Raw genomic sequence first — 21,019 nt, forward strand, 5'->3', positions numbered from 1 at the left:
CATACGATACAGAGAGGAGGCTGACAGGGTGATCGTTTCGACCAGAGGCCGGTTTGTCGAAGCGGTGGCGGCCGGTCGGGCGCCGAAGGGCTTTCCGGCAGACATCGTTTCCAGAGCCGAGCGCCGGCTGCGGGCGCTGCATTTTGCCGAGGATCTGAATGATCTGCGATCCCCGCCGGGAAACCATCTGGAGAAGCTTTCTGGAGAAAGGCAGGGGCAGCATTCGATCCGCATCAACGACCAGTGGCGCATCTGCTTCCGCTGGACGGATGCTGGTGCCGAGGATGTCGAGATCGTCGACTATCATTGATCTGCGGAGGACCCTGACATGACGATCAAGTTCGCCCGCACCGTCCATCCCGGCGAGTATCTACGGGAGGAGTTTCTGGTGCCTTTGGGAATGAGTCCCGGCGCCCTGGCAAAAAAGCTCAATCTGCCGAGAACGCGGATCGAGCGGATCGTGCGGGAGGAAGTGGCGGTGACGCCTGATACCGCGTTGAGACTGGCCCGGTTCTTCGGCATGTCGCCGCAGTTCTGGATGAGTTTCCAGACCGCCTTCGACATCGAAACGACGGAGAGGGACATCGCCGCGGCCTTGCAGGCGATCATCCCGCTGGAGGGCGGCCCCATGGCTGCCTGAAGCGGCTGAGCGCTTGCCCCCGCACCGGCACTCCTTATGCTACTGCCCAACAGAGACACAGCGGGAGGGCGTGACCGATGACCTACGAGACGATCAGGCTGGAGCGGCGGGGCCGAGTCGCCGTGGTGACGCTCGACCGCCCGAAGGCGCTGAATGCGCTGAACACGGCGCTGCTCGGTGAGCTTTCGGCCGCGCTCGGCGAGCTCGGCCGCGACGAGGGCATCGGCGCCATCGTGATCACCGGCTCGGAAAAGGCCTTTGCCGCCGGCGCCGACATCAAGGAGATGCAGCCTCTCGGCTTCGCCGACGCCTATCTCGGTGATTTTGCCGGCGGCTGGGACCAGGTCGCTGCGACGCGCAAGCCGATGATCGCGGCGGTCGCGGGCTTTGCGCTCGGCGGCGGCTGCGAATTGGCCATGATGTGCGACTTCATCATTGCCGCCGACACGGCCAAATTCGGCCAGCCGGAGATCACCCTCGGCGTCCTGCCCGGCATGGGCGGCACGCAGCGCATGGCGCGCTCGATCGGCAAGGCCAAGACCATGGACCTCTGCCTCACCGGCCGGATGATGGACGCCGAGGAGGCCGAGCGCTGCGGCCTCGTGGCACGCGTCGTGCCGGCCGGCGACCTGCTCGAGACGGCGATCGCGGCGGCCGAGAAGATCGCCGGCTTCTCGCTGCCGGCGACGTTGATGGTGAAGGAGGCCGTCAACCGCGCCTTCGAGACGAGCCTGGCGGAAGGGCTGCGCTTCGAGCGGCGGCAGTTCCACTCGACGTTCGCGCTGGACGACCAGAGCGAGGGAATGGCGGCCTTCGTCGAAAAGCGCCCGGCTCAATTTCGTCATCGCTGAGCGGGCCGGAGTGGCAAAAACTCTGTGGCCGATGCCCCCGCTGGACGGTTGACGAGGACCGGGGCGCCGCCTATAAGCAGCTTCGATATTCGGCGGCGCCAGGGCGGCGCCGTTCTTAGTCGTGGCTTCGTCCGCTCGGTTTTGCGAAACGTCAGGCTCGACACGATCACCAACGACGAGAGAGACCCACCATGGCCAATACGCCGTCGGCCAAGAAGGCCACCCGCAAGATCGAGACCCGCACCGCGGTGAACAAGAACCGTCGTTCGCGCGTCCGGGGCTTTCTGCGCAAGGTCGAGGAAGCCATCCTGACCGGCGACAAGGATGCCGCCCAGCTCGCCTTCAAGGCGGCCGAGCCGGAACTGATGCGCGCCGTGTCGCGCGGCGTGTGGCACAAGAATACCGCGTCCCGCAAGGTTTCGCGCCTGGCGAGCCGGGTGAACGCTGTCGGCGCCGTCGCCGCCGTTTAATCGAAAGCCCACCGGATCTATACTGTCAGGGCCCGACCATGTCGGGCCCTTTTTGATTCCGGCTGACGGCTTTTGCGGCCGAAGCGAGGGGCGAATTGCCCGATTCTGCGGCATGTCATCGAAGTGTCACGACCTTGTGGGCGCTTTCGGCTCCAGATGCCGCGGCAGCAGATTAAATTCAATTATTTCAAAGCCTTGCCGAAGGTCGCCGTTTGCCTCTTTGCTGCCGGCTAAGCAATTTTTGGCAACCCCTTGAGTCAAGCGGCTCGTCACGAAAATTTCCAAATTTAAAGATAGCCTCCTTTTCGCTCAGTCGACGATTGCCGAAAATTCAGGGCATTCAACGCCTTGTGGTCACGGGCCCGGGACCGGGCATGGCCGGTCGGACACAGGTGGCGGCCCCCCTCGCTGATTCAGCCATGACTCGGCTTGCTCCGGCTGTGCCGCATGCGTATTTTCAAAACTCAGACAAGAGAACGAAAAGACTAAGTGTGGGGATAACGCAGCCTATCCAAGTGTTTTTGGCGGGCTAGAGGATTCAGCGCTAAATCTTTAGACTGCGCTGTTAGTGATTAGGCTCTGGGTAAGCATTTCCAGGGTTTAGACCGTTCAACAAATCGATATTGCGTAGGACCGCGCGGCCTCCCAGGGGGCCGGGCGAGGTGAGGATTTTGACCATGGCCGATGCCTATGCGGGGGATGTCACCGTCGCGACATGCTGGGAGTCTCTCAGCCAAAATTCCGATTCCTTTCTCGTCGACGTGCGAACGCGGGCCGAGTGGACCTATGTCGGCTTCCCCGTCCTGCCGGGCGGACGGATGCCGCTTTTCCAGGAATGGCAGAGTTTCCCCTCCATGAGCGTCGATCCCGGTTTCGCCGAGACCTTGGCCCGGCAAATCTCCGAGGCCGGCGGAACCCCGGCGTCGGCTATCTACTTCCTCTGCCGCTCCGGGGTTCGCAGCATCGCGGGCGCTTCGGCCCTGACGGCGGCAGGCTATTCCCGCTGCTTCAACGTGCTGGACGGCTTCGAGGGGCCGCCGGACGGAGAGGGCCACCGGGGCACGTCGGCGGGCTGGAAGGCGGCGGCGCTGCCCTGGATGCAGCGATGAGCGTCGTGATGCGAGCCCGCGAGCCGCTGCCGATGCGCCCGCGGGGGCTTCCACAACCAGCCAATGCCGTCGGGGACGGACGCAAGAACAGAACGGACGACGACGGCATGGCAGAAATTCAGGCGATCAGCGGCTTGCGGAACGAGGTCGAGATTCTCGAGCGGGCCAAGGCCCGCCTCAAGGCGCAACTCGGCCAGGACATCTTCGCCAGCTGGTTTGAGCGCATGAAGATCGACGAGGTTTCCAAGGGCCTGGTGCGCCTCTCCGTCCCAACCGCCTTCCTGAAGACCTGGATCAACTCCCATTACAGCGACGTGCTTCTCGCGATCTTCGCCGAGGAAGTGCCGGGGACGCTGAAGGTCGACATCGCCGTGCGCTCGGCCATCCGCAGCCAGGCCGCCGCCGCCGCCCGGGAACTGGCGCTGGTCGCCTCGGCCGCGGCCGCGGCCGAGCATAAGGGGCAAGCGACGGGGGCGCCGGCGCCGGCCAACCAGTCGACCGTCCCGGCCTTCGATGCCGGTCCGCGCGAGCGGGCGGGCTCGCCGGCCGGTCCCCATAGCGGCAACGGCTTTGGCTCGCCGCTCGACAACCGCTACGTCTTCGACACCTTCGTCGAGGGCGCGTCGAACCGCGTGGCGCTCGCCGCGGCCCGGGCGATCGCCGAGAACGGCCCGCAGTCCGTCCGCTTCAACCCGCTCTTCGTCCATGCCAATGTCGGCCTCGGCAAGACGCATCTCCTGCAGGCGATCGCCAACGCTGCGACGCGGCGCGCCGACCAGCCGCGCGTCGTCTACCTCACGGCCGAATATTTCATGTGGCGCTTCGCCACCGCCATCCGCGACAACCAGGCCCTCGACTTCAAGGAGAACCTGCGCGGCATCGACATCCTGATCATCGACGACATGCAGTTCCTGCAGGGCAAGTCGATCCAGCAGGAGTTCTGCCACCTTCTCAACGCGCTGATCGATTCGGCCCGGCAGGTGATCGTCGCCGCCGACCGGCCGGCCTTCGAGCTGGAGTCGCTCGACGCGCGTGTCCGATCGCGCCTCGCCGGCGGCGTCGCCATCGAAATGGCCGCGCCCGATTTCGAGATGCGCAAGGAGATTTTGACCACGCGCACTGCGGCGCTGAAGCTCGAGGATCCGAGCTTTGCCATCGACGACAAGGTGGTCGACACCATTGCCCGCCGCGTGATCGGCTCGGGCCGCGACCTCGAAGGCGCCTTCAACCAGATCGCCTTCCGCCATGCCGTCGGCCAGCCGCTCTCGGCCGATCATCTCGACGATCTCTTGAACTCGCTGACCCGCACCAATGGCGAGAAGCGCATCCGGATCGAGGACATCCTCAAATTCGTCTCGCGCCACTACAACATCTCGCGCACCGACATCCTCTCGGCCCGGCGCACGCGCACCATCGTGCGCCCTCGGCAGATCGCCATGTATCTGGCGAAGACGATGACGCCGCGCTCGCTGCCCGAGATCGGCCGGCGCTTCGGCGGCCGCGACCACACGACGGTCCTGCACGCGGTGCGCAAGATCGAGGGTGAGCGGGCGAAGGACGAGAAGCTCGGCGAGGAGCTCGACCTCATCCGTCGCATGATCGAGGAATAGGCCGGAAAGCCCTTCCCGCCGCTGCCGCCCCGTCGCGGACGGCATACGGGCGAAGGCTTTTCAACCGGTCCCCGAGTCTCTAAAAGGTTCGGACTCCCGCGGGGAGCGCCCGCATCGGGCGCTTCTTCGAACGAATTGGTTGCCTCACATGCGTATCATCATCGAGCGTTCCAACCTGTTGAAGACGCTGGGTCACGTCCACCGCGTGGTCGAGCGGCGCAACACCATCCCGATTCTGTCCAACGTCCTCGTCAAGACCGAGGACGGCGCGCTCAGGCTGAAGGCGACCGACCTCGACCTCGAGATCACCGAAACGGTGGCGGCCAATGGCGAGCAGGAGGGGGCGACGACGGTCCCCGCCCACCTTCTCTACGACATAGTGCGCAAGCTCGCCGACGGCTCCGAGGTAAAGCTCGCGACGAATGCCGAGGGCAGCCAGATGACGGTGACCTCGGGCCGCTCGAATTTTCGCCTGCAGTGCCTGCCGGAATCCGACTTTCCCGACATCACCGCCGGCACCTTCTCGCACTCCTTCAAGATCGCCGCGTCCGCGCTCGCCCGCCTCGTCGAGCGTACGCAGTTCGCGATCTCGACCGAGGAGACCCGCTACTATCTGAACGGCATCTTTCTCCACACCATTGAATCCGAGGGCAAGCTGCGGCTGCGCGCCGTCGCCACCGACGGCCACCGTCTCGCCCGCGCCGAGATGGAGGCGCCCGCCGGTTCCGAAGGCATGCCCGGCATCATCATCCCCCGGAAAACGGTCGGCGAGCTGCAGAAGCTGCTCGACGACGGCGGCGACGACATCCTGGTCGAGCTGTCGGATTCCAAGATCCGCTTTACCATCGGCCCGGTCGTGATGACCTCGAAGCTCATCGACGGCACTTTTCCGGACTACCAGCGCGTCATTCCGCAGGGCAACGACAAGGCGCTGACGCTCGACCGGCAGTCGTTTTCGGCCGCGGTCGACCGCGTGTCGACGATCTCCTCGGAGCGCGGCCGCGCGGTGAAGCTCGCCGTCACCGCGGGCCAGCTGACGCTGACGGTCAACAGCCCGGATTCGGGTACGGCGACGGAAGAACTCGCCGTCGGCTACGAGTCCGACGACATCGAGATCGGCTTCAACGCGCGCTATCTCCTCGACATCACCGGCCAGCTGTCCGGCGACGAGGCGGTGTTCATGCTCGCCGATCCTGGCTCCCCGACGCTGATCAAGGACGGCGGCGACGACGGCACGCTCTACGTGCTGATGCCCATGCGGGTGTGACGCCCGTCACGTTTCCCCATGACGATCATCGGACGCCGCCTGCGTCGGACCCGGCGACGGGTCCCGAGGCGCAGCGCGGGCCGGTGTCCGTGCCGCTGGCCCTGCCGTCGCGGCTGACCAGCCTGCGCCTGGCCGATTTCCGCAATTACGACGTGCTCCGGCTCGAGCTCGACTCGCGCTTTACCGTCCTCACCGGCGAGAACGGCGCGGGCAAGACCAACCTCATGGAAGCCGTGTCGCTGTTGACGCCGGGGCGGGGCCTTCGCCGCGCCGCCTATCCCGAGATCGCCCGCGTCGGCGGCAGCGGCGGCTTTGCCGTGCAGGCAAAGCTCCTCGGCGAGGACGGCGAGGTCGACATCGCCACCTCCGTTCGCCCCGATGCCGCCGGCGCCCTGTCGCGCATCGTGCGGATCAACGAGACGCAGGCGAAAAGCGCCGACGAGATGCTGGATCACCTACGCATCGTCTGGCTGACCCCGGCGATGGACGGGCTCTTCACCGGGCCGGCCGGCGACCGCCGCCGCTTTCTCGACCGGCTCGTCCTCACCGTCGATCCCGCCCATGGCCGCCGGGCGACCGACTACGAACGCGCCATGCGCTCGCGCAACCGCCTTCTGTCGGAGGATCGCGGCCACGATTCCTGGCTGTCGGGCATCGAGGCGCAGATGGCCGAACTCGGCCTTGCCATGGCGATCGCCCGCGGCGAACTCGTCGGCCTGCTCCAGGCGATGATCGCCGAGGCGCCGGCCGACCAGCCGTTCCCGAAGGCCGACCTTCTCCTCTCCAGCGGCTACGCGACCGAGGATCTCGGCGGCCCGGCCGTCGCGCTCGAGGATGCGGCGCGGGAGCGCCTCGCCCGCCAACGCAGCCTCGATCGCGCCGCCGGCCGCACGCTGGAGGGGCCGCACCGCGCCGACCTCGCCGTCACCCATCGCGCCAAGGCGATGCCGGCCGCCCTGTCCTCGACCGGCGAGCAGAAGGCGCTCCTGATCGGCCTGATTCTCGCCCATGCCAAGCTGGTCCGGGCGATGAGCGGCACCGCGCCCGTGCTTCTCCTCGACGAGATCGCCGCCCATCTCGATCCCGGCCGGCGCGCGGCGCTGTTCGACATCATCGACGGGCTCGGCGTGCAATCCTTCATGACCGGCACCGACGCCTCGCTGTTCGAGGCGTTGCAGGGCCGCGCGCAGCATCTGCGCGTCGACGATGGGAGAGTGGGATAATGCCGGAGAGGACGAACGAGCCGCTGTCGCCGCCCCTAACCCCCGATGAGCTCGGCCGCTATGCTCGTCACATCGTCCTGCCCGAGGTCGGCGGCTCGGGCCAGCAGAAGCTGAAGCGGGCGAGAATCCTCGTCATCGGCGCCGGCGGCATCGGCTCGCCGGTGGTGCTGTATCTCGCCGCCGCCGGTGTCGGCACGATCGGCATCGTCGACGACGACACGGTGTCGCTCTCCAACCTGCAGCGCCAGGTGCTGCACGGCACCGCCGACATCGGGCGGTCCAAACTCGACAGCGCCGCCGAGCGCGTCGCCGCCCTCAACCCGCATGCCGCCGTCGTGCCGCACGCGCTCCGGATCGACCCTGCCAATGGCGCGGGAATCGTTTCCGCCTACGACCTCGTCATCGACGGCTCGGACAATTTCGCCACCCGCTACGCCCTCGCCGATCTCTGCGCCGCGGCGGAACGGCCGCTGGTGACGGCCGCGGTGAACCGCTTCAACGGTTCGCTGACGACGCTCATGCCCTATGCCGAGGCCGCCGACGGGAACCCAAACCCCGGCTACCGCGACCTGTTTCCCGAGGCGCCGCCGGCCGGACTCGTGCCGAGCTGCGCCGAGGCCGGCATTCTCGGCGTCGTCACCGGCATTCTCGGCACGCTGGCGGCCGCCGAAGCGATCAAGCTCGTCTGCGGCATCGGCGAGCCGCTGCTCGGGCGCCTCCTTCTCGTCGATGTCCTGCAGATGCGTTTCGAGACCATCCGCTACCGCCGCGGCAAGACCGGAACGGCCTCTTCCACGGCCTGAGACCCGCCTGCTTGTCCGCGTGCCGCCCGCGGCAGCGGCGTCGCGCCGCAGGATGGCCGCCGGGCGCGCCCGGATTGACCGGCCGTTTCGGCCGGCGTTAATGGCTCCGTCGGCAACGCAGGAGACGCCCCATGAGCAACGCGCAAAAGTTCTACATCGACGGCGCCTGGGTCGACCCGGTCGTGCCCGCGACGCTCCCCGTCATCGATCCCTCGACCGAGGAAGCCTTCACCGAGATCTCCCTCGGCAGCGCCGCCGACGTCGACAAGGCGGTCGCCGCCGCCCGGCGGGCCTTCGCGACCTTCTCGCAGACCAGCCGCGACGAGCGCCTGGCACTGATGCGCCGGCTTCTCGCCGTCTACATGAGACGCTACGACGAAATGGCGGCGACGATCTCGCGCGAGATGGGCGCGCCGCGAAAAATGGCGCATGCCTCGCAGGCGGCGATGGGGTCGCTGCATCTCGAACGCATGATCGCGACGCTCGAGACCTTCGTCTTCGAGGAGATGCGCGGCACGACGCTGATCGCGCGCGAGCCGATCGGCGTCGTCGGCATGATCACGCCGTGGAATTGGCCGATGAACCAGATCATGTGCAAGGTCGCCCCGGCGCTCGCCGCCGGCTGCACCATGGTGCTGAAGCCCTCGGAAATCGCGCCGACGAGCGGCCTCTTGTTCGCTGAGATGATGGAGGAAGCGGGCGTGCCGAAGGGCGTGTTCAACCTCGTCAACGGCGATGGTCCCGGCGTCGGCGAGGCGATGTCGCGCCATCCCGGCATCGACATGATGTCCTTCACCGGGTCCACGCGCGCGGGCATCCTCGTCGCCAAGGCCGCGGCCGACACGATCAAGCGCGTGCATCAGGAGCTCGGCGGCAAGTCGGCGAACATCCTGTTGCCCGACGTCGACCTGGAAGCCGCGGTCACGCGGGGCGTGACGGCCTGCTTCGGCAATTCCGGCCAGTCCTGCAATGCGCCGACGCGGATGTTCGTGCCGGCCGACCGCCACGACGAGGCCGCCGAGATCGCCGGCCGTGCCGCCGCGACTTTCCGGGTCGGCCCCGCCGATGCCGAAACCTCGAACCTTGGCCCGGTCGTCTCGAAACAGCAGTTTGACAAGATTCAGGCGCTGATCGAGACCGGGATCCGGGAGGGCGCCACCCTCGTCGCCGGCGGCCCCGGCCTGCCCGAGGGCACCAATCGCGGCTACTTCGTCCGCCCGACGGTGTTTGCGCATGTGACGCCCGACATGACCATCGCGCGCGAGGAGATCTTTGGACCCGTCCTGTCGATCCTCTCCTATGACAGCGAAGACCAGGTGATCGAGCTGGCCAACGACACGGTCTACGGCCTTGCCGCCTATATCCAGGCCGGCGATCTCGCGCGCGGCCGAAAGGTCGCGGCGAAGATGCGGGCAGGTACGGTCTACATCAACTATCCCGCCTGGGACGCGGGCGCCCCCTTCGGCGGCTACAAGCAGTCGGGCAACGGGCGCGAATATGCCGATTTCGGCCTGACCGAGTTCCTGGAGATCAAGGGCGTCGTCGGCTACGGCGCCGCCTGATCGGCGGTAGCGGCGCCACGTGACGCGGGAAGCGAGAGACCTTCCGTTACACTTGGGCGGGTTTCGCAACGCAACATCCGCCGCGGGGCTGGGTTCTGAGGGGGTAGTCCTCAGGAGATCAGTTGCATGCGCATGTCCCGTTTCGCCGCCGTCGCCCTCGCCACGGCTTTCTCGCTCTCGAGCTTCGCCGCGACGGCGCAAGCGCGCGACTCCGTCCGGCATCACGCTGCCTCGCCTGCGAAGACGGTGCAGAAATGCCATGTCGAGCGGGTCAAGGTCCGCCAGCACGGCAAGGTCGTCACGATGAAGAAGAAGATTTGCGAGCGCGTCGCCGTTCGCGGGCACAAGGGCCGGTAGCGGCCCCACCCGGCCGACGCCATTCTCGAGGCGCTTGCCGAATACAGGTCCGGGCCGCTCTCCTCTCCGCCAGCGTCGTCGCCTCTCGAGGCGTCGACGGATTGCGGAAAGTGTGCAGTCTGTGGCGGCCCTCAGCCCTCGGGATGCCGGTGGATCGGGTCGACCCAGTAGACCTCTTCCGGCTTCTCGACCGGGTCGACATCGGTGAGATTGACCACCACCGCCTCGTTGTCCGAGCGCACGAGCACGCATTCCAGCGTCTCGCCGGGATCGGCATTGATTTCCTGGTGAGGGACATAAGGCGGGACGAAGATGAAGTCGCCGGCCTCGGCCTCGGCGACGAATTCCAGCCGGTCGCCCCAGCGCAGCCGCGCCCGGCCCTTCAGAACGTAGATCACGCTTTCCAGTGCGCCGTGATGGTGCACCCCGGTCTTGGCGTCCGGGGCGATGCTGACCGTGCCGGCCCAGATTTTTTGCGCGCCGACGCGGGCATGGTTGATCGCCGCCTGGCGGAACATGCCCGGCGTCTGGGCGGTGTTCGGATCCAGCTGGTCGCCCTTGATGACGCGGATGCCGTCATGCTTCCAGCGCGGCTCGCCGGGCGGATGCTCGTGGTCGTCGTGATCATGCGTCATGTCGGTTCCTCCGGGACCGAAGCTAGCGCGACCATCCCCCGCAGGCGAGCCCGGTCAGGCCGGACCCGCCAAGGGCAGTTTACGCCAGCATGTCGCGCACCATCGGCATGACTTTTTCGCCGTAGAGGCCGATGCAGGACATCAGCTTCTCGTGCGGCAGGGGGCCGGCGCTGTATTTCAGGTCGAAGCGGGCGAGACCCAGCGCCTTCGCCGTGGCGGCGATCTTGCGGGCCACCGTCTCGGGCGAGCCGACATAGAGCGAGCCGCGGTCGATCTCCTGGTCGAAGGCGGCGCGGGCGAGCGGCGGCCAGCCGCGCTCGGCGCCGATGCGCGCATGCATCACCCTGTAATCCGGCCAGAACTCTTCGCGCGCCGCCTCGTCGGTCTCGCCGACATGGCCGGGCGAGTGCACGCCGATCGGCTGCACCGCCTGTTCCAGCTGCGCGAAGGCGCGGTGGTAGAGGTCGACATAGGGGCGAAAGCGGGCGGGATCGCCGCCGATGATGGCCAGCATCATCGGCAGGTCGTAGCGCGCCGCCCGCACCACCGATTCCGGACTGCCGCCGACGCCGATCCAGGTCTTGAGCCGCCCGTTCTCGATCCGCGGAAACACCTCCTGGCCGGCGAGCGGCGGACGGGTATTGCCCTGCCAGTCGATGCGGTCCTGCGTGATCAGCGCCGAAAACAGGTCGAGCTTGTCGTCGAAGAGCGTCTCGTACTGGTCGAGCGCGAAGCCGAACAGGGGAAAGGATTCGGTGAAGGAGCCGCGGCCGAGGATCACTTCGGCCCGGCCGTTCGACACCGCATCGAGCGTGGCGAACCGCTGGAAGACGCGGATCGGATCGTCCGAACTCAGCACCGTCACCGCCGAGCCCAGGCGGATGCGCTGCGTGCGCGCCGCGATCGCCGCCAGCACCACTTCCGGCGCCGAGACCGCGAAGTCGGAGCGGTGATGCTCGCCGACGCCGAAGAAATCGAGCCCAAGCCCGTCGGCCAAAACCGCCTGGTCGACGAGGTCGCGGATCACCTGGGCGGTGCTCTCCGCTTGGCCGTCGGGCCCACGCGTGACGTCGCCAAAAGTGTCGAGGCCGAATTCGAGGGTCTGGGACAAGAAAAGTCTCCGTCATCGCGACCACCAGGGAAGGTCGGGTCGTCTTCGCGCCTTGCAGCGCCATCCCGAGGTAGAACCCCCGCGTCACCGCCGCAACCGCTCCGGCGCCCGAAAGCAGCGCGGGGGGCTGAACGAAGTGTCAACCGAATGGCCGGATTGGAAGGCACTGATATGGACGGTCACTGCCCGCCGAGCGGATCCTCCGGGGCGAGGCCAAGGCTTTTTCTCCTGGGGTGAATGTGTGCTTCAGGACCCGAAGTGCGGCGTCGCCGTTCTCGGCATGGGTTCTCGGGTCAAGCCCGAGAATGACTATTTTGACACAACAGTGACTATTCTGACCCGAGAACGGATCTCCTGGCCCACGGGCTGCTTCTTCGCTGGGGCTGTGGTCACTGGCGACAACGCCCAAACCATAGTCATTTTCGGGCTTGACCCGAGAACCCATGCCGAAGCGTCCAGCCGACAAAATCGCATCAGAAGGCGCCACCCATTCTTGCAGGCGCAGGCCGATCAGAAGGCGTCACGCAGCTCTCGCCGGCGCGGACCGGAAAGGATCCGCCCGCGCTCTTGCGGTTTCACCGCCCAAAGCGGGTGGGCAAGCGCGCCGCCTTCCCGCTCCCGCAGACGCCCGCCACCCCCGCAAAACGCCCCGGCAGCTGGCTGCCGGGCGAGGAAAATCACCCTCAGCGGTTCCTGAAAGCCGGCTCCGGCCTATATCGCAGGGACAGCCAACGACAGAGAGAAGTGCAGGAGAGCGTCAGCGCATGTGTGGAATTTGCGGAGAAATCCGGTTTGACGGCCAGTCGGCCTCGCCGGAGCGGGTGCAGCGCATGGGCGACTGCCTCGCGCCGCGCGGTCCCGACGGCGCCGGTCAGGTGATGCGCGGCCGCGTCGGCTTCGGCCATCGCCGGCTGAAGATCATCGACCTGTCCGAGCGGGCCGAGCAGCCGATGGTCGATCCAGAGTTGGGGCTCACCATCGCCTTCAACGGCTGCATCTACAACTATCCAGCGCTGCGCGCCGAACTCGAAGGACTCGGCTACCGCTTCTTCTCCTCGGGGGATACCGAGGTGATCCTGAAGGCCTTCCACGCCTGGGGCGCGCATTGCGTGAAGCGATTCCACGGCATGTTCGCCTTCGCCATCCACGAGCGCGATTCTGGCCGCGTGACGCTCGCCCGCGACCGTTTCGGCATCAAGCCGCTGTATGTCGCGCAGGACGAGAAGCGCCTCTATTTCGCCTCCTCGCTGCCGGCCCTCCTGCGCACAAGCGACGTCGACACCGCGATCGACCGCGTGGCGCTCAACCACTACATGACCTTCCACGCCGTCGTGCCGGCGCCGATGACCATCCTCAAGGGTGTGCGCAAATTGCCGCCGGCGACCATCCGGGTAATCGAGGCGGATGGGCGTTCTGCCGACGAGGTGTTCTGGGCGCCGCCTTTCGGCCCGCGCGCCGGCGAGGAAAACCTCTCCGCCGACGACTGGCGCGACGCCGTGCTGGAGTCGCTGCGCACCGCCGTCTCGCGCCGCATGGTCGCGGACGTGCCGGTCGGCGTTCTCCTGTCCGGCGGCGTCGATTCCTCGCTGCTCGTCGGCCTTCTCGCCGAGATGGGCCAGACCGGACTCTCCACCTTCTCGATCGGCTTTGAGGAGGCCAATGGCGAGAAGGGCGACGAATTCCGCTATTCGGACCTCATCGCCGAACGCTACCAGGCCAACCATCACCAGATTTTCGTGCCCGGCTCGGAGCTGATGGAGCACCTGCCGGGGACGATCGCGGCGATGTCGGAGCCCATGGTCTCCTACGACAATGTCGGCTTCTACCTCCTCTCGCGCGAGGTCTCGAAGCACATCAAGGTCGTGCAGTCCGGCCAGGGTGCCGACGAGATCTTTGCCGGCTACCACTGGTATCCGCCGATGGCCGGCGCCGCGGACCCGTTGTCGGCCTACGCCACGGCCTTCTTCGACCGCAACCATGCGACGCTCGCCCGCCAGCTCTCGCCGGAGTGGATGACGGAGCGGGACGAGAGCCGCGACTTCGTCGCCGCGCATTTCGCCCGACCCGGCGCCGACGACCCCGTCGACAAGGCGCTGCGGCTCGACGCGCAGATCATGCTCGTCGACGATCCGGTGAAGCGCGTCGACAGCATGACCATGGCCTGGGGCCTCGAGGCGCGCGTGCCCTTCCTCGATCACGAGCTGGCGGAACTGGCCGCCCGCATCCCCTCGCGCCACCAGCTCGCCCATGGCGGCAAGGGCGTCCTCAAGGAAGTCGCGCGACTCGTCGTGCCGCACGAGGTCATCGACCGACCGAAAGGCTATTTCCCGGTGCCGCAGCTGAAATACATTTCCGGCCCGTATCTCGACATGGTGCGCGACACGCTGACCTCGCAGGCGGCGCGTGAGCGCGGCCTGTTCCAGGAGAGCTACCTCTCGGCCCTGTTCGACGATCCGACCGCGCACATCACGCCGCTCCGGGGCTCCGAACTCTGGCAGGTGGCGCTGCTGGAGACCTGGCTGCAGGCACAGGGAGTGTGAGATGAGCGATACGACGATGTCCCCGGCCAGTTCCGGTGAGGCCGCGCCCGAAACGGACGCCTTTCTCGATTGCGGCTGGGGACGACTTGTCTTCGGCCAGACCTTTGCCAGCGCCGAGCAGCTGGTGGCGCTGTTGCGCGAGGAGGGAGCCGACCGCCGCGACATCGCCTTCTACATCGCCGATCCGCACGTCCTTCTCAGCCACGCGCCGCAGGAGCTGTTTCTCGACCCCTCGCACACCTACCGGCTCGATCTCTCGGCCTATGCGCCGGGCGAGCCGCGGCGCGCCGGCTTCACCGTCCGGCCGGTGGCCTCGGAGCGCGACAGCGGCGAGATCAACCGGCTGTACCAGAGCCGGAAGATGGTTGAGGTCGATCCAAGCTTCTTCTGGTCGCGCCGCAACGACCCGGCGCTGACCTATCTCGTCGCCGAGGACGAGGCGACGGGCGCGATCGTGGGAACCGTCACCGGCGTCGACCATGTCGAAGCCTTCGGTGACCCGGAGGGCGGTTCCTCGCTCTGGTGCCTCGCCGTCGATCCGCAGGCGGTGCAGCCCGGCATCGGCGAAGTGCTGGTGCGCAGCCTGGCCGAACATTTTCGGGCGCGCGGGCGGGGGCACATGGATCTGTCCGTCATGCACGACAATGCGCAGGCGATCGCGCTCTACGAAAAACTCGGCTTCGTGCGCGTCCCCTTCTTTGCGGTGAAGCGCCGCAACGAGATCAACGAGAAATTCTTCGTCGACCGCGGCGAAGGACTCGAGGCGCTGAACCCCTATGCCCGCATCATCGTCGACGAGGCGCACCGCCGCGGCATCCACACCGAGGTCACCGACGCCAAGGGCGGCTTCTTCCGCCTGACCCATGGCAGCCGCTCGATCCATTGCCGCGAGAGCTTGTCGGAGCTGACCTCCGGCGTCGCCGTCTCGATCTGCGACGACAAGGCCGTGACGCGGCGCATGGTCGAGGCCGCCGGCGTGGTGGTGCCCGAGCAGATCGAGGCCGGCGATGACGCGGCGCTAAAAGCCTTCATCGCCCGGCACGGCCAGGTCGTGGTCAAGCCGGCCCGCGGCGAGCAGGGAAGGGGCGTCGCCGTCGGGATCGAAACGATGGAGGACGCCAAGGCGGCGATCGCCGTGGCGCGCGAGCAGTCCGCGCGCGTGCTGGTCGAATCCTGCTTCCAGGGCGAGGACCTGCGCCTCGTCGTCATCGCCTTCCGCCTCGTCGCGGCCGCGCTGCGCCGCCCGCCCCAGATCACCGGCGACGGCACGTCCTCGGTCCGCGACCTGATCGGCCATCTGTCGCGCCGGCGCGCCGCCGCGACCTCAGGGGAAAGCCAGGTGCCGATCGACGCCGAAACCGAGCGGTGCCTCGCCCAGGCCGGCTTCGGCCTGGAGGATGTCCTGCCCGAGGGCACCCGCATTACCGTGCGCAAGACCGCCAACCTCCACACCGGCGGCACCATCCACGACGTCACCGGCGAGGTGCATCCGCGGCTCGTCGAGGCGGCGGTGAACGCGGCGCGCGCGATCGACATTCCGGTCTGCGGCATCGACCTGATGGTGAAGGGTCCGCGCGAGCCGGACTACGTGTTCATCGAAGCGAACGAGCGGCCGGGCCTGGCCAATCACGAGCCGCAGCCGACCGCCGAGCGTTTCGTCGACCTGCTCTTCCCGCTGTCGATCCCCGCCCATGCCCGCGAGGCGCAGAGCCGGCGGGGAAGAGGACGCAAGCATGCCAAGGCTTGATATCGACATCGGCTATCTCGCCGAACAGCTGAAGGGGCTGCTGCGCATTCCGAGCCCGACCGGCTACACCGATACGGTGGTGCGCCACGTCTCGCGCGAACTGGAACGGCTCGGCCTCACCGTCGAGCTGACGCGCCGCGGCGCCATCCGCGCCGTGCGCCAGGGTTCGCGCCGCGCTTCGGCGCGCGCCATCGTCAGCCATGTCGACACGCTCGGCGCGCAGGTGAAGAACCTCAAGGATAATGGACGGCTGGAACTGGTGCCGATCGGCACCTGGTCGGCGCGCTTTGCCGAGGGCGCCCGCACGACCATCTTTTCCGAGGCCGGCGCCTATCGCGGCACCATCCTGCCGCTGAAAGCCTCCGGCCATACCTACAACGAGGAGATCGACAGCCTGCCTGTCGGCTGGGACCATGTCGAGCTGCGGATCGACGCGCTCGCCCGCAACCGCGCGGAGATCGACCGGCTGGGCATCGAGATCGGCGACATCGTCGCCGTCGACCCGCAGCCGGAATTTCTCGACAACGGCTTCATCGTCTCGCGCCATCTCGACAACAAGGCCGGCGTCGCCGTGGTGTTGGCCGCCATCCACGCGCTGGAGCGCAACAAGGCGGTGACGCCCGTCGACATCCACTTCCTGTTCACCATCGCGGAAGAAGTGGGCGTCGGCGCCGCCTCGATCCTCACCGAGGACGTCGCCTCGATGGTGGCGATCGACAACGGCACCTCGGCGCCCGGCCAGGCCTCGTCGGAATTCGGCGTCACCATCGCCATGGCCGACCAGACCGGCCCCTTCGACTACCATCTGACGAAGAAGCTGGTGCGGCTCTGCAAGGACGAGGAGATCCGCTACCAGAAGGACGTCTTCCGCTACTACCGCTCCGATTCCGCCTCGGCGATCGAGGCCGGCCACGACGTGCGCACCGCCCTCATCACTTTCGGCGTCGACGCCTCGCACGGCTGGGAGCGCATCCACATGCACGCTTTGCGCTCGCTCGCCGAACTCGTCACCGCCTATGCCGCCTCGCCGGTGGAGATCGAGCGCGACCGCAACCTCCATGCGGGCCTGAAAGGTTTTACCCGCCAGCCGCTGGCGGAAGCGGCTCAGGACCTCGGCATCGAGAGCGATCCGGCCGAATAGGCCCGGGCATCGGGCAGGCGGAGTGGCGCTGCTTTGTCCGGAAAGCCGGAAGGCCGGCTTTCCGGACGGAGCTTTGGGACGCCTTACAACCCTCGGCCGCAGGCGCCGGGTCTGGAAGGCCGGCCCCTGGCGTGAGGCCTCAGAACTCCTCCCACCCCTCGGCGGCGGGCGCCGGTGCGGCGCCGCCGGTGCCGGTGGTGCGCATCTGCGTCACCGGACGGGACGCACGGGAGGCCGGGGCGCGGGAGGCCTGTCGCGGTGCCGGAGCGCTGCCGCGGGCGGGCGTGCCGCCGCGGGCGGCCGCGCCGTGGCCGGTGTTGGTGGTGAAGCGTTCGACCATGGCGGCGAGTTCGTCGGTCTCGTCGGATAGCGTCTGGGCGGCCGCGGTGGCTTCCTCGACCATGGCGGCGTTCTGCTGCGTGACCTTGTCCATCTGGTCGGCCGCGCCCGAAACCTCGCGCAAGGACACCGCCTGCTCGCGGGCGCTTCGGGCGATCTCGGCGACCACCGCCGACATATCACCGACCTGCGCGACGATTTCCTCCAGCGACTTGCCCGAGGCCGTCACCAGCTCGACGCCCTCGCCGACCTGTTTCGACGAGGTGGAGATCAGGTTCTTGATCTCCTTGGCCGCTTCCGCCGAGCGCTGGGCAAGGCCGCGCACTTCCTGCGCCACCACCGCGAAGCCACGGCCGGCTTCACCGGCCCGTGCCGCCTCGACGCCGGCGTTCAGGGCGAGGAGGTTGGTCTGGAAGGCGATCTCGTCGATGACGCCGATGATCTTGCCGATCTCTTCCGAGGAATGCTCGATCTCGGCCATCGCGGCGACGGCGCGGGCGACGATCTCGCCGCCCTTTTCGGCATTCTTCTGCGCGGCGCTGGCGCCCACCTGGGCGCGGGCCGCGCCCTCGGCCGTCTGATTGACGCCGGTGGTCACTTCCGACAGCGCTGCGACCGTCTGCTCCAGGCTCGCCGCCTGCTGCTCGGTACGCTGGGCGAGGTCGTTCGACGCGACGGAGATTTCGGCAAGGCCGGTGCGCAGCGTCGCGACACCGCCGGCGACGCCGGAGATCGCGGCCTCGAGCTCGGCGACGCTGGCATTGAACTTTTCGCGGATCGGCTCGAATTCGGGCGCCACCGCGCGGGTCATGCGCACCGTCAGATCGCCCGCCGACAGCGCGTCAAAGCTCTGTTCCACCGCCTCGACGAAGGCCCGGAGATCCTCCTCCTTGGAATGATCCAGCGCCGACTGCCGCTCCCGCTGGCTGGCCTGCGCCGCCCGCGCGGCTTCCGCCTCCGATTCCAGACGCTTGTTCTCGAGCGCGGCGGTCTTGAACACCTGGACGGCCCGGGCCATCGCGCCGATCTCGTCCGGACGGTCCTGGCCGACGACCTCGACGGTCAGCGAGCCTGCCGCCAGGCTTCCCATGGTCTGGGTCAGGCGCTGGATCAGGCCGCCCAGCGAACGGGCGAAAAGGAGAAAGCCGACGAGCGAGACGAGGCAGACCGCGATCATGCCGACGATCGATTCCCACCGGGCCGCCTGCTGCTCCTCGACAAGCGCGGTAATGTCCGAAGCCAGCTCCATGAGGCCGACCTTGCTGCCGGAGAAGTCGGTAAAGGGCAGGGCGGTGACGGCATAGGTTCCGGCCGCGGTGGCGACGGTGCGCTGGGTGAGCGTCCCCTCGAAGGCCGCCTTCAGCTCCTCGGGCGTCAGCAGCGGCTTGTCGGCGAAGGTCGACGCCTGGGCGACCAGACCCTCGGCGCCGTTGATGTAGATGGCGACGTCCGCCTTCACCTCGTCGGCGAGGCGGGCGAAATACTCGTTGGTGAGCTTGGTGCCGATATCGACGGCGCCGACGGCGACGCCCGCCTGCATCACCGGCGCCGAGGCGAACATGCTGACGGCGGTACGGCCGGGCTCGGTGCCGGCCATCAGCTGGCCGTCGGCGATCGCCTTGACGACCATGTTGCGCCGACCGGTCATGTTGTCGCCGAACTTGTCGGGCTCGTGGATGCGGGCGACGACCTGCGCACTGGCGTCGACGAAGGTGATCAGCTGCAGCGCGCCCTTGGCGGAGATCGCCGGAAAGGCGTCGGCATAGCGCCGGATGATGTCGTCCTTGGCGTTCGACTGGATGAGATAGCCGGTCTCGGGCTCGCCGGCGATGGCGAGGGCCAGGGCCGAGGCGACGCGCTTCTGCGCATCCATGTCCGACTGGATATGGGCCATGTCGTTCTGGAGCTCGGAGGCGACCGACTGGGTGCTCATCGCCGACTGGCGATACCAGGCCAGGCCGCCGATGGCCGCGCTGGCGAAGAGCACGGCGGCAAAGCCATAGGCGGTGATGCGGATCCACAAGGGTCGCTTGATCGGCGCGTCGCTCATCAGTATCTCGCTTTCGGTCGCCTGTTTCAGGACTGTCGGGAAGGCCGTCGCGTCGGGCTATCGAGACGATGCCGAGGTGCCGCCAATCGATTCATCAGTGAGCAAAAGTGATTGAGACTTGGATAATGCGGGACCCCCGATTGTTTCCGGTCGGTCGAAATATGCCGCAAGGACAGCGTCCAGGCAGCCATGGTTACTGTGGTGGAGGGCGGAAGCAACGTCCGGTCCGCCGCATGGCACCGGTTCCAAGTCTTAATGGGCGTGCCCGACTTGCAAATCGCGGCCGATGGCGGGATAGGATGCCCGCTAGACGCCCCTGCCCGAACCGACGCGCGCTCGGCCAACTGGATGACCTCGGATGACCGGTAAGCGGCTTCTCATCTACAGTCATGATTCCTATGGCCTCGGCCATCTCCGGCGCTGCCAGACGATCGCCAACCACCTGTCGTCGCTGCATGACGACCTCTCGGTGCTGATCATCTCGGGCTCGCCGGTCGTCGGCTCCTTCGACCTGCATCCGCGCGTCGACTTCATCCGCGTGCCCGGCATCGTCAAGGTCGACAACAACACCTACGCGCCGACGGCGCTGGGGGTGACGACCGAGGAGCTGATGGAGATCCGCTCGGTGATCATCCTGGAGACGGCGCGGCGCTACAAGCCGGACGTCTTCCTCGTCGACAAGGAGCCCCTCGGCCTGCGCGGCGAGGTGAACGACACGCTGATCCACCTGAAGCAGGCCGGGACGCGCAACATCCTCGGCATTCGTGAAGTGATGGACGATCCCGCCCGGCTGCGCGAGGAGTGGGAGCGCAAGGGCGCCATCGACGCGGTGGACAATCTCTACGACGAGATCTGGGTCTACGGGCCGCAGGCAGTGTTCGAGCCGCTGGAGGGGGTGGGCCTCGCCGACAAGACCATGCAGCGGGTGCGCTATACCGGCTATCTCCGCCGCGCCGTCGGCGCGTTCTCCGACGAGACGCCGGACGAGGAAGAACCCTATATCCTCGTCACGGCCGGCGGCGGCAATGACGGCGCGGTGATGCTCGACTGGCTGATCGGCGCCTACGAGGCCGATCCGAGCCTGCCGCACCGGGCCAAGATCGTCTTCGGGCCCTTCCTGTCCGGCGACGAGCGGCAGGGTTTCCGCGACCGCGTGGCGCGGCTCGACCGGATCCAGGCGATCAACTTCCACACCAACATGGAAGCCATGGTCGAGGGTGCCGCCGGCCTCGTCACCATGGGCGGCTACAACACGTTCTGCGAGATCATCTCCTTCGACAAGCCGGCGCTGATCGTGCCGCGCACGCATCCGCGGCTGGAACAGTACATCCGCGCCTCGCGGGCGCAGGAACTGGGCCTCGCCCGCATGATGCTGCCGGATGGGGACGACGATGCCGGCCGCATGGCCGCCGCGCTGCACGGCCTGCCGTTCCAGCCGAAACCCTCGGCAGCGCGGCTGCCGGGCCTTTTGTCGGGGCTGGAGCAGATCGAGATCCTGTTCAGTGCCGCCGTTGCCGAGCGCGGCCGCCGCCCCGTGCTCGCGACGACGGGCGGCTGACGGCGG

General features: G+C 67.5%; 18 protein-coding genes. 15 read left to right on the plus strand and 3 right to left on the minus strand.

Annotated features, from left to right (window positions below):
* Positions 1-28 precede the first annotated feature (28 nt).
* The 11 genes from IEX88_RS01645 to IEX88_RS01695 all read left to right on the plus strand — a co-directional run bounded on the left by IEX88_RS01645 (position 29) and on the right by IEX88_RS01695 (position 9,892).
* Positions 29-310 (plus strand): type II toxin-antitoxin system RelE/ParE family toxin, encoded by a 282-nt coding sequence (locus tag IEX88_RS01645; RefSeq protein ID WP_188848814.1) that lies wholly within the window; start codon positions 29-31, stop codon positions 308-310.
* Between the two features lie 18 nt (positions 311-328).
* Complete coding sequence (locus IEX88_RS01650) at positions 329-640, plus strand: HigA family addiction module antitoxin (RefSeq protein WP_188848815.1); 312 nt, start codon at positions 329-331, stop codon at positions 638-640.
* 77 nt (positions 641-717) lie between these two features.
* On the plus strand, positions 718-1,491 hold the full coding sequence (locus tag IEX88_RS01655; protein ID WP_188848816.1) for an enoyl-CoA hydratase: 774 nt from the start codon (positions 718-720) through the stop codon (positions 1,489-1,491).
* Between the two features lie 191 nt (positions 1,492-1,682).
* Positions 1,683-1,961 (plus strand): 30S ribosomal protein S20, encoded by a 279-nt coding sequence (gene rpsT / locus IEX88_RS01660; RefSeq protein ID WP_188848817.1) that lies wholly within the window; start codon positions 1,683-1,685, stop codon positions 1,959-1,961.
* A gap of 677 nt (positions 1,962-2,638) precedes the next feature.
* Positions 2,639-3,070: a rhodanese-like domain-containing protein gene (locus tag IEX88_RS01665; RefSeq protein WP_188848818.1), complete on the plus strand. Its 432-nt coding sequence runs from the start codon at positions 2,639-2,641 to the stop codon at positions 3,068-3,070.
* Positions 3,071-3,177: 107 nt separating this feature from the next.
* Positions 3,178-4,680 carry a chromosomal replication initiator protein DnaA gene (gene dnaA, locus IEX88_RS01670; RefSeq protein WP_244639760.1) on the plus strand — a complete coding sequence of 501 codons (1,503 nt, stop codon included), beginning with the start codon at positions 3,178-3,180 and terminating at the stop codon, positions 4,678-4,680.
* A 148-nt stretch (positions 4,681-4,828) separates the two neighbouring features.
* On the plus strand, positions 4,829-5,947 hold the full coding sequence (gene dnaN, locus IEX88_RS01675; protein ID WP_188848819.1) for a DNA polymerase III subunit beta: 1,119 nt from the start codon (positions 4,829-4,831) through the stop codon (positions 5,945-5,947).
* A gap of 101 nt (positions 5,948-6,048) precedes the next feature.
* Positions 6,049-7,170 (plus strand): DNA replication/repair protein RecF, encoded by a 1,122-nt coding sequence (recF, locus tag IEX88_RS01680; RefSeq protein WP_188849276.1) that lies wholly within the window; start codon positions 6,049-6,051, stop codon positions 7,168-7,170.
* Positions 7,170-7,973: a molybdopterin-synthase adenylyltransferase MoeB gene (gene moeB / locus IEX88_RS01685; protein ID WP_188848820.1), complete on the plus strand. Its 804-nt coding sequence runs from the start codon at positions 7,170-7,172 to the stop codon at positions 7,971-7,973. Before recF ends, moeB begins: the two co-directional genes overlap by 1 nt.
* Positions 7,974-8,104: 131 nt before the next feature.
* Positions 8,105-9,535, plus strand: coding sequence for an aldehyde dehydrogenase family protein (locus IEX88_RS01690; RefSeq protein ID WP_188848821.1), 1,431 nt, complete (start codon positions 8,105-8,107; stop codon positions 9,533-9,535).
* 126 nt (positions 9,536-9,661) lie between these two features.
* A complete protein-coding gene (locus IEX88_RS01695) occupies positions 9,662-9,892 on the plus strand; it encodes a hypothetical protein (protein WP_188848822.1) in 231 nt (76 codons plus the stop codon).
* 131 nt (positions 9,893-10,023) lie between these two features.
* Here IEX88_RS01695 and IEX88_RS01700 read toward each other — a convergent pair whose 3' ends face one another.
* Both IEX88_RS01700 and IEX88_RS01705 read right to left on the minus strand, forming a co-directional pair.
* The gene (locus IEX88_RS01700; protein ID WP_188848823.1) at positions 10,024-10,527 is read right to left on the minus strand and encodes a cupin domain-containing protein; all 504 of its coding nucleotides are present in this window, start codon (positions 10,525-10,527) and stop codon (positions 10,024-10,026) included.
* A 79-nt stretch (positions 10,528-10,606) separates the two neighbouring features.
* Entirely contained in the window at positions 10,607-11,638 is a 1,032-nt protein-coding gene (locus IEX88_RS01705; protein WP_188848824.1) for an LLM class flavin-dependent oxidoreductase, read from the minus strand.
* 764 nt (positions 11,639-12,402) lie between these two features.
* On the opposite strand from IEX88_RS01705, the gene IEX88_RS01710 reads away from it, so the two are divergent.
* The 3 genes from IEX88_RS01710 to IEX88_RS01720 are packed head-to-tail and all read left to right on the plus strand — an operon-like array spanning position 12,403 to position 17,066.
* Positions 12,403-14,178 (plus strand): N-acetylglutaminylglutamine amidotransferase, encoded by a 1,776-nt coding sequence (locus IEX88_RS01710; protein WP_188848825.1) that lies wholly within the window; start codon positions 12,403-12,405, stop codon positions 14,176-14,178.
* Between the two features lies 1 nt (position 14,179).
* Positions 14,180-15,925 (plus strand): N-acetylglutaminylglutamine synthetase, encoded by a 1,746-nt coding sequence (ngg, locus tag IEX88_RS01715; protein ID WP_188848826.1) that lies wholly within the window; start codon positions 14,180-14,182, stop codon positions 15,923-15,925.
* Complete coding sequence (locus IEX88_RS01720) at positions 15,912-17,066, plus strand: osmoprotectant NAGGN system M42 family peptidase (protein WP_188848827.1); 1,155 nt, start codon at positions 15,912-15,914, stop codon at positions 17,064-17,066. The genes ngg and IEX88_RS01720 overlap by 14 nt, the downstream gene beginning before the upstream one ends.
* A gap of 139 nt (positions 17,067-17,205) precedes the next feature.
* Here IEX88_RS01720 and IEX88_RS27015 read toward each other — a convergent pair whose 3' ends face one another.
* Complete coding sequence (locus IEX88_RS27015; RefSeq protein ID WP_188848828.1) at positions 17,206-19,455, minus strand: methyl-accepting chemotaxis protein; 2,250 nt, start codon at positions 19,453-19,455, stop codon at positions 17,206-17,208.
* A gap of 358 nt (positions 19,456-19,813) precedes the next feature.
* Here IEX88_RS27015 and IEX88_RS01730 point away from each other — a divergent pair, with 358 nt between their 5' ends.
* Positions 19,814-21,013 carry a glycosyltransferase family protein gene (locus IEX88_RS01730; protein WP_188848829.1) on the plus strand — a complete coding sequence of 400 codons (1,200 nt, stop codon included), beginning with the start codon at positions 19,814-19,816 and terminating at the stop codon, positions 21,011-21,013.
* Positions 21,014-21,019 lie beyond the last annotated feature (6 nt).

This window comes from Aureimonas glaciei (assembly GCF_014643375.1).
In the GTDB taxonomy this organism is placed as follows: domain Bacteria; phylum Pseudomonadota; class Alphaproteobacteria; order Rhizobiales; family Rhizobiaceae; genus Plantimonas; species Plantimonas glaciei.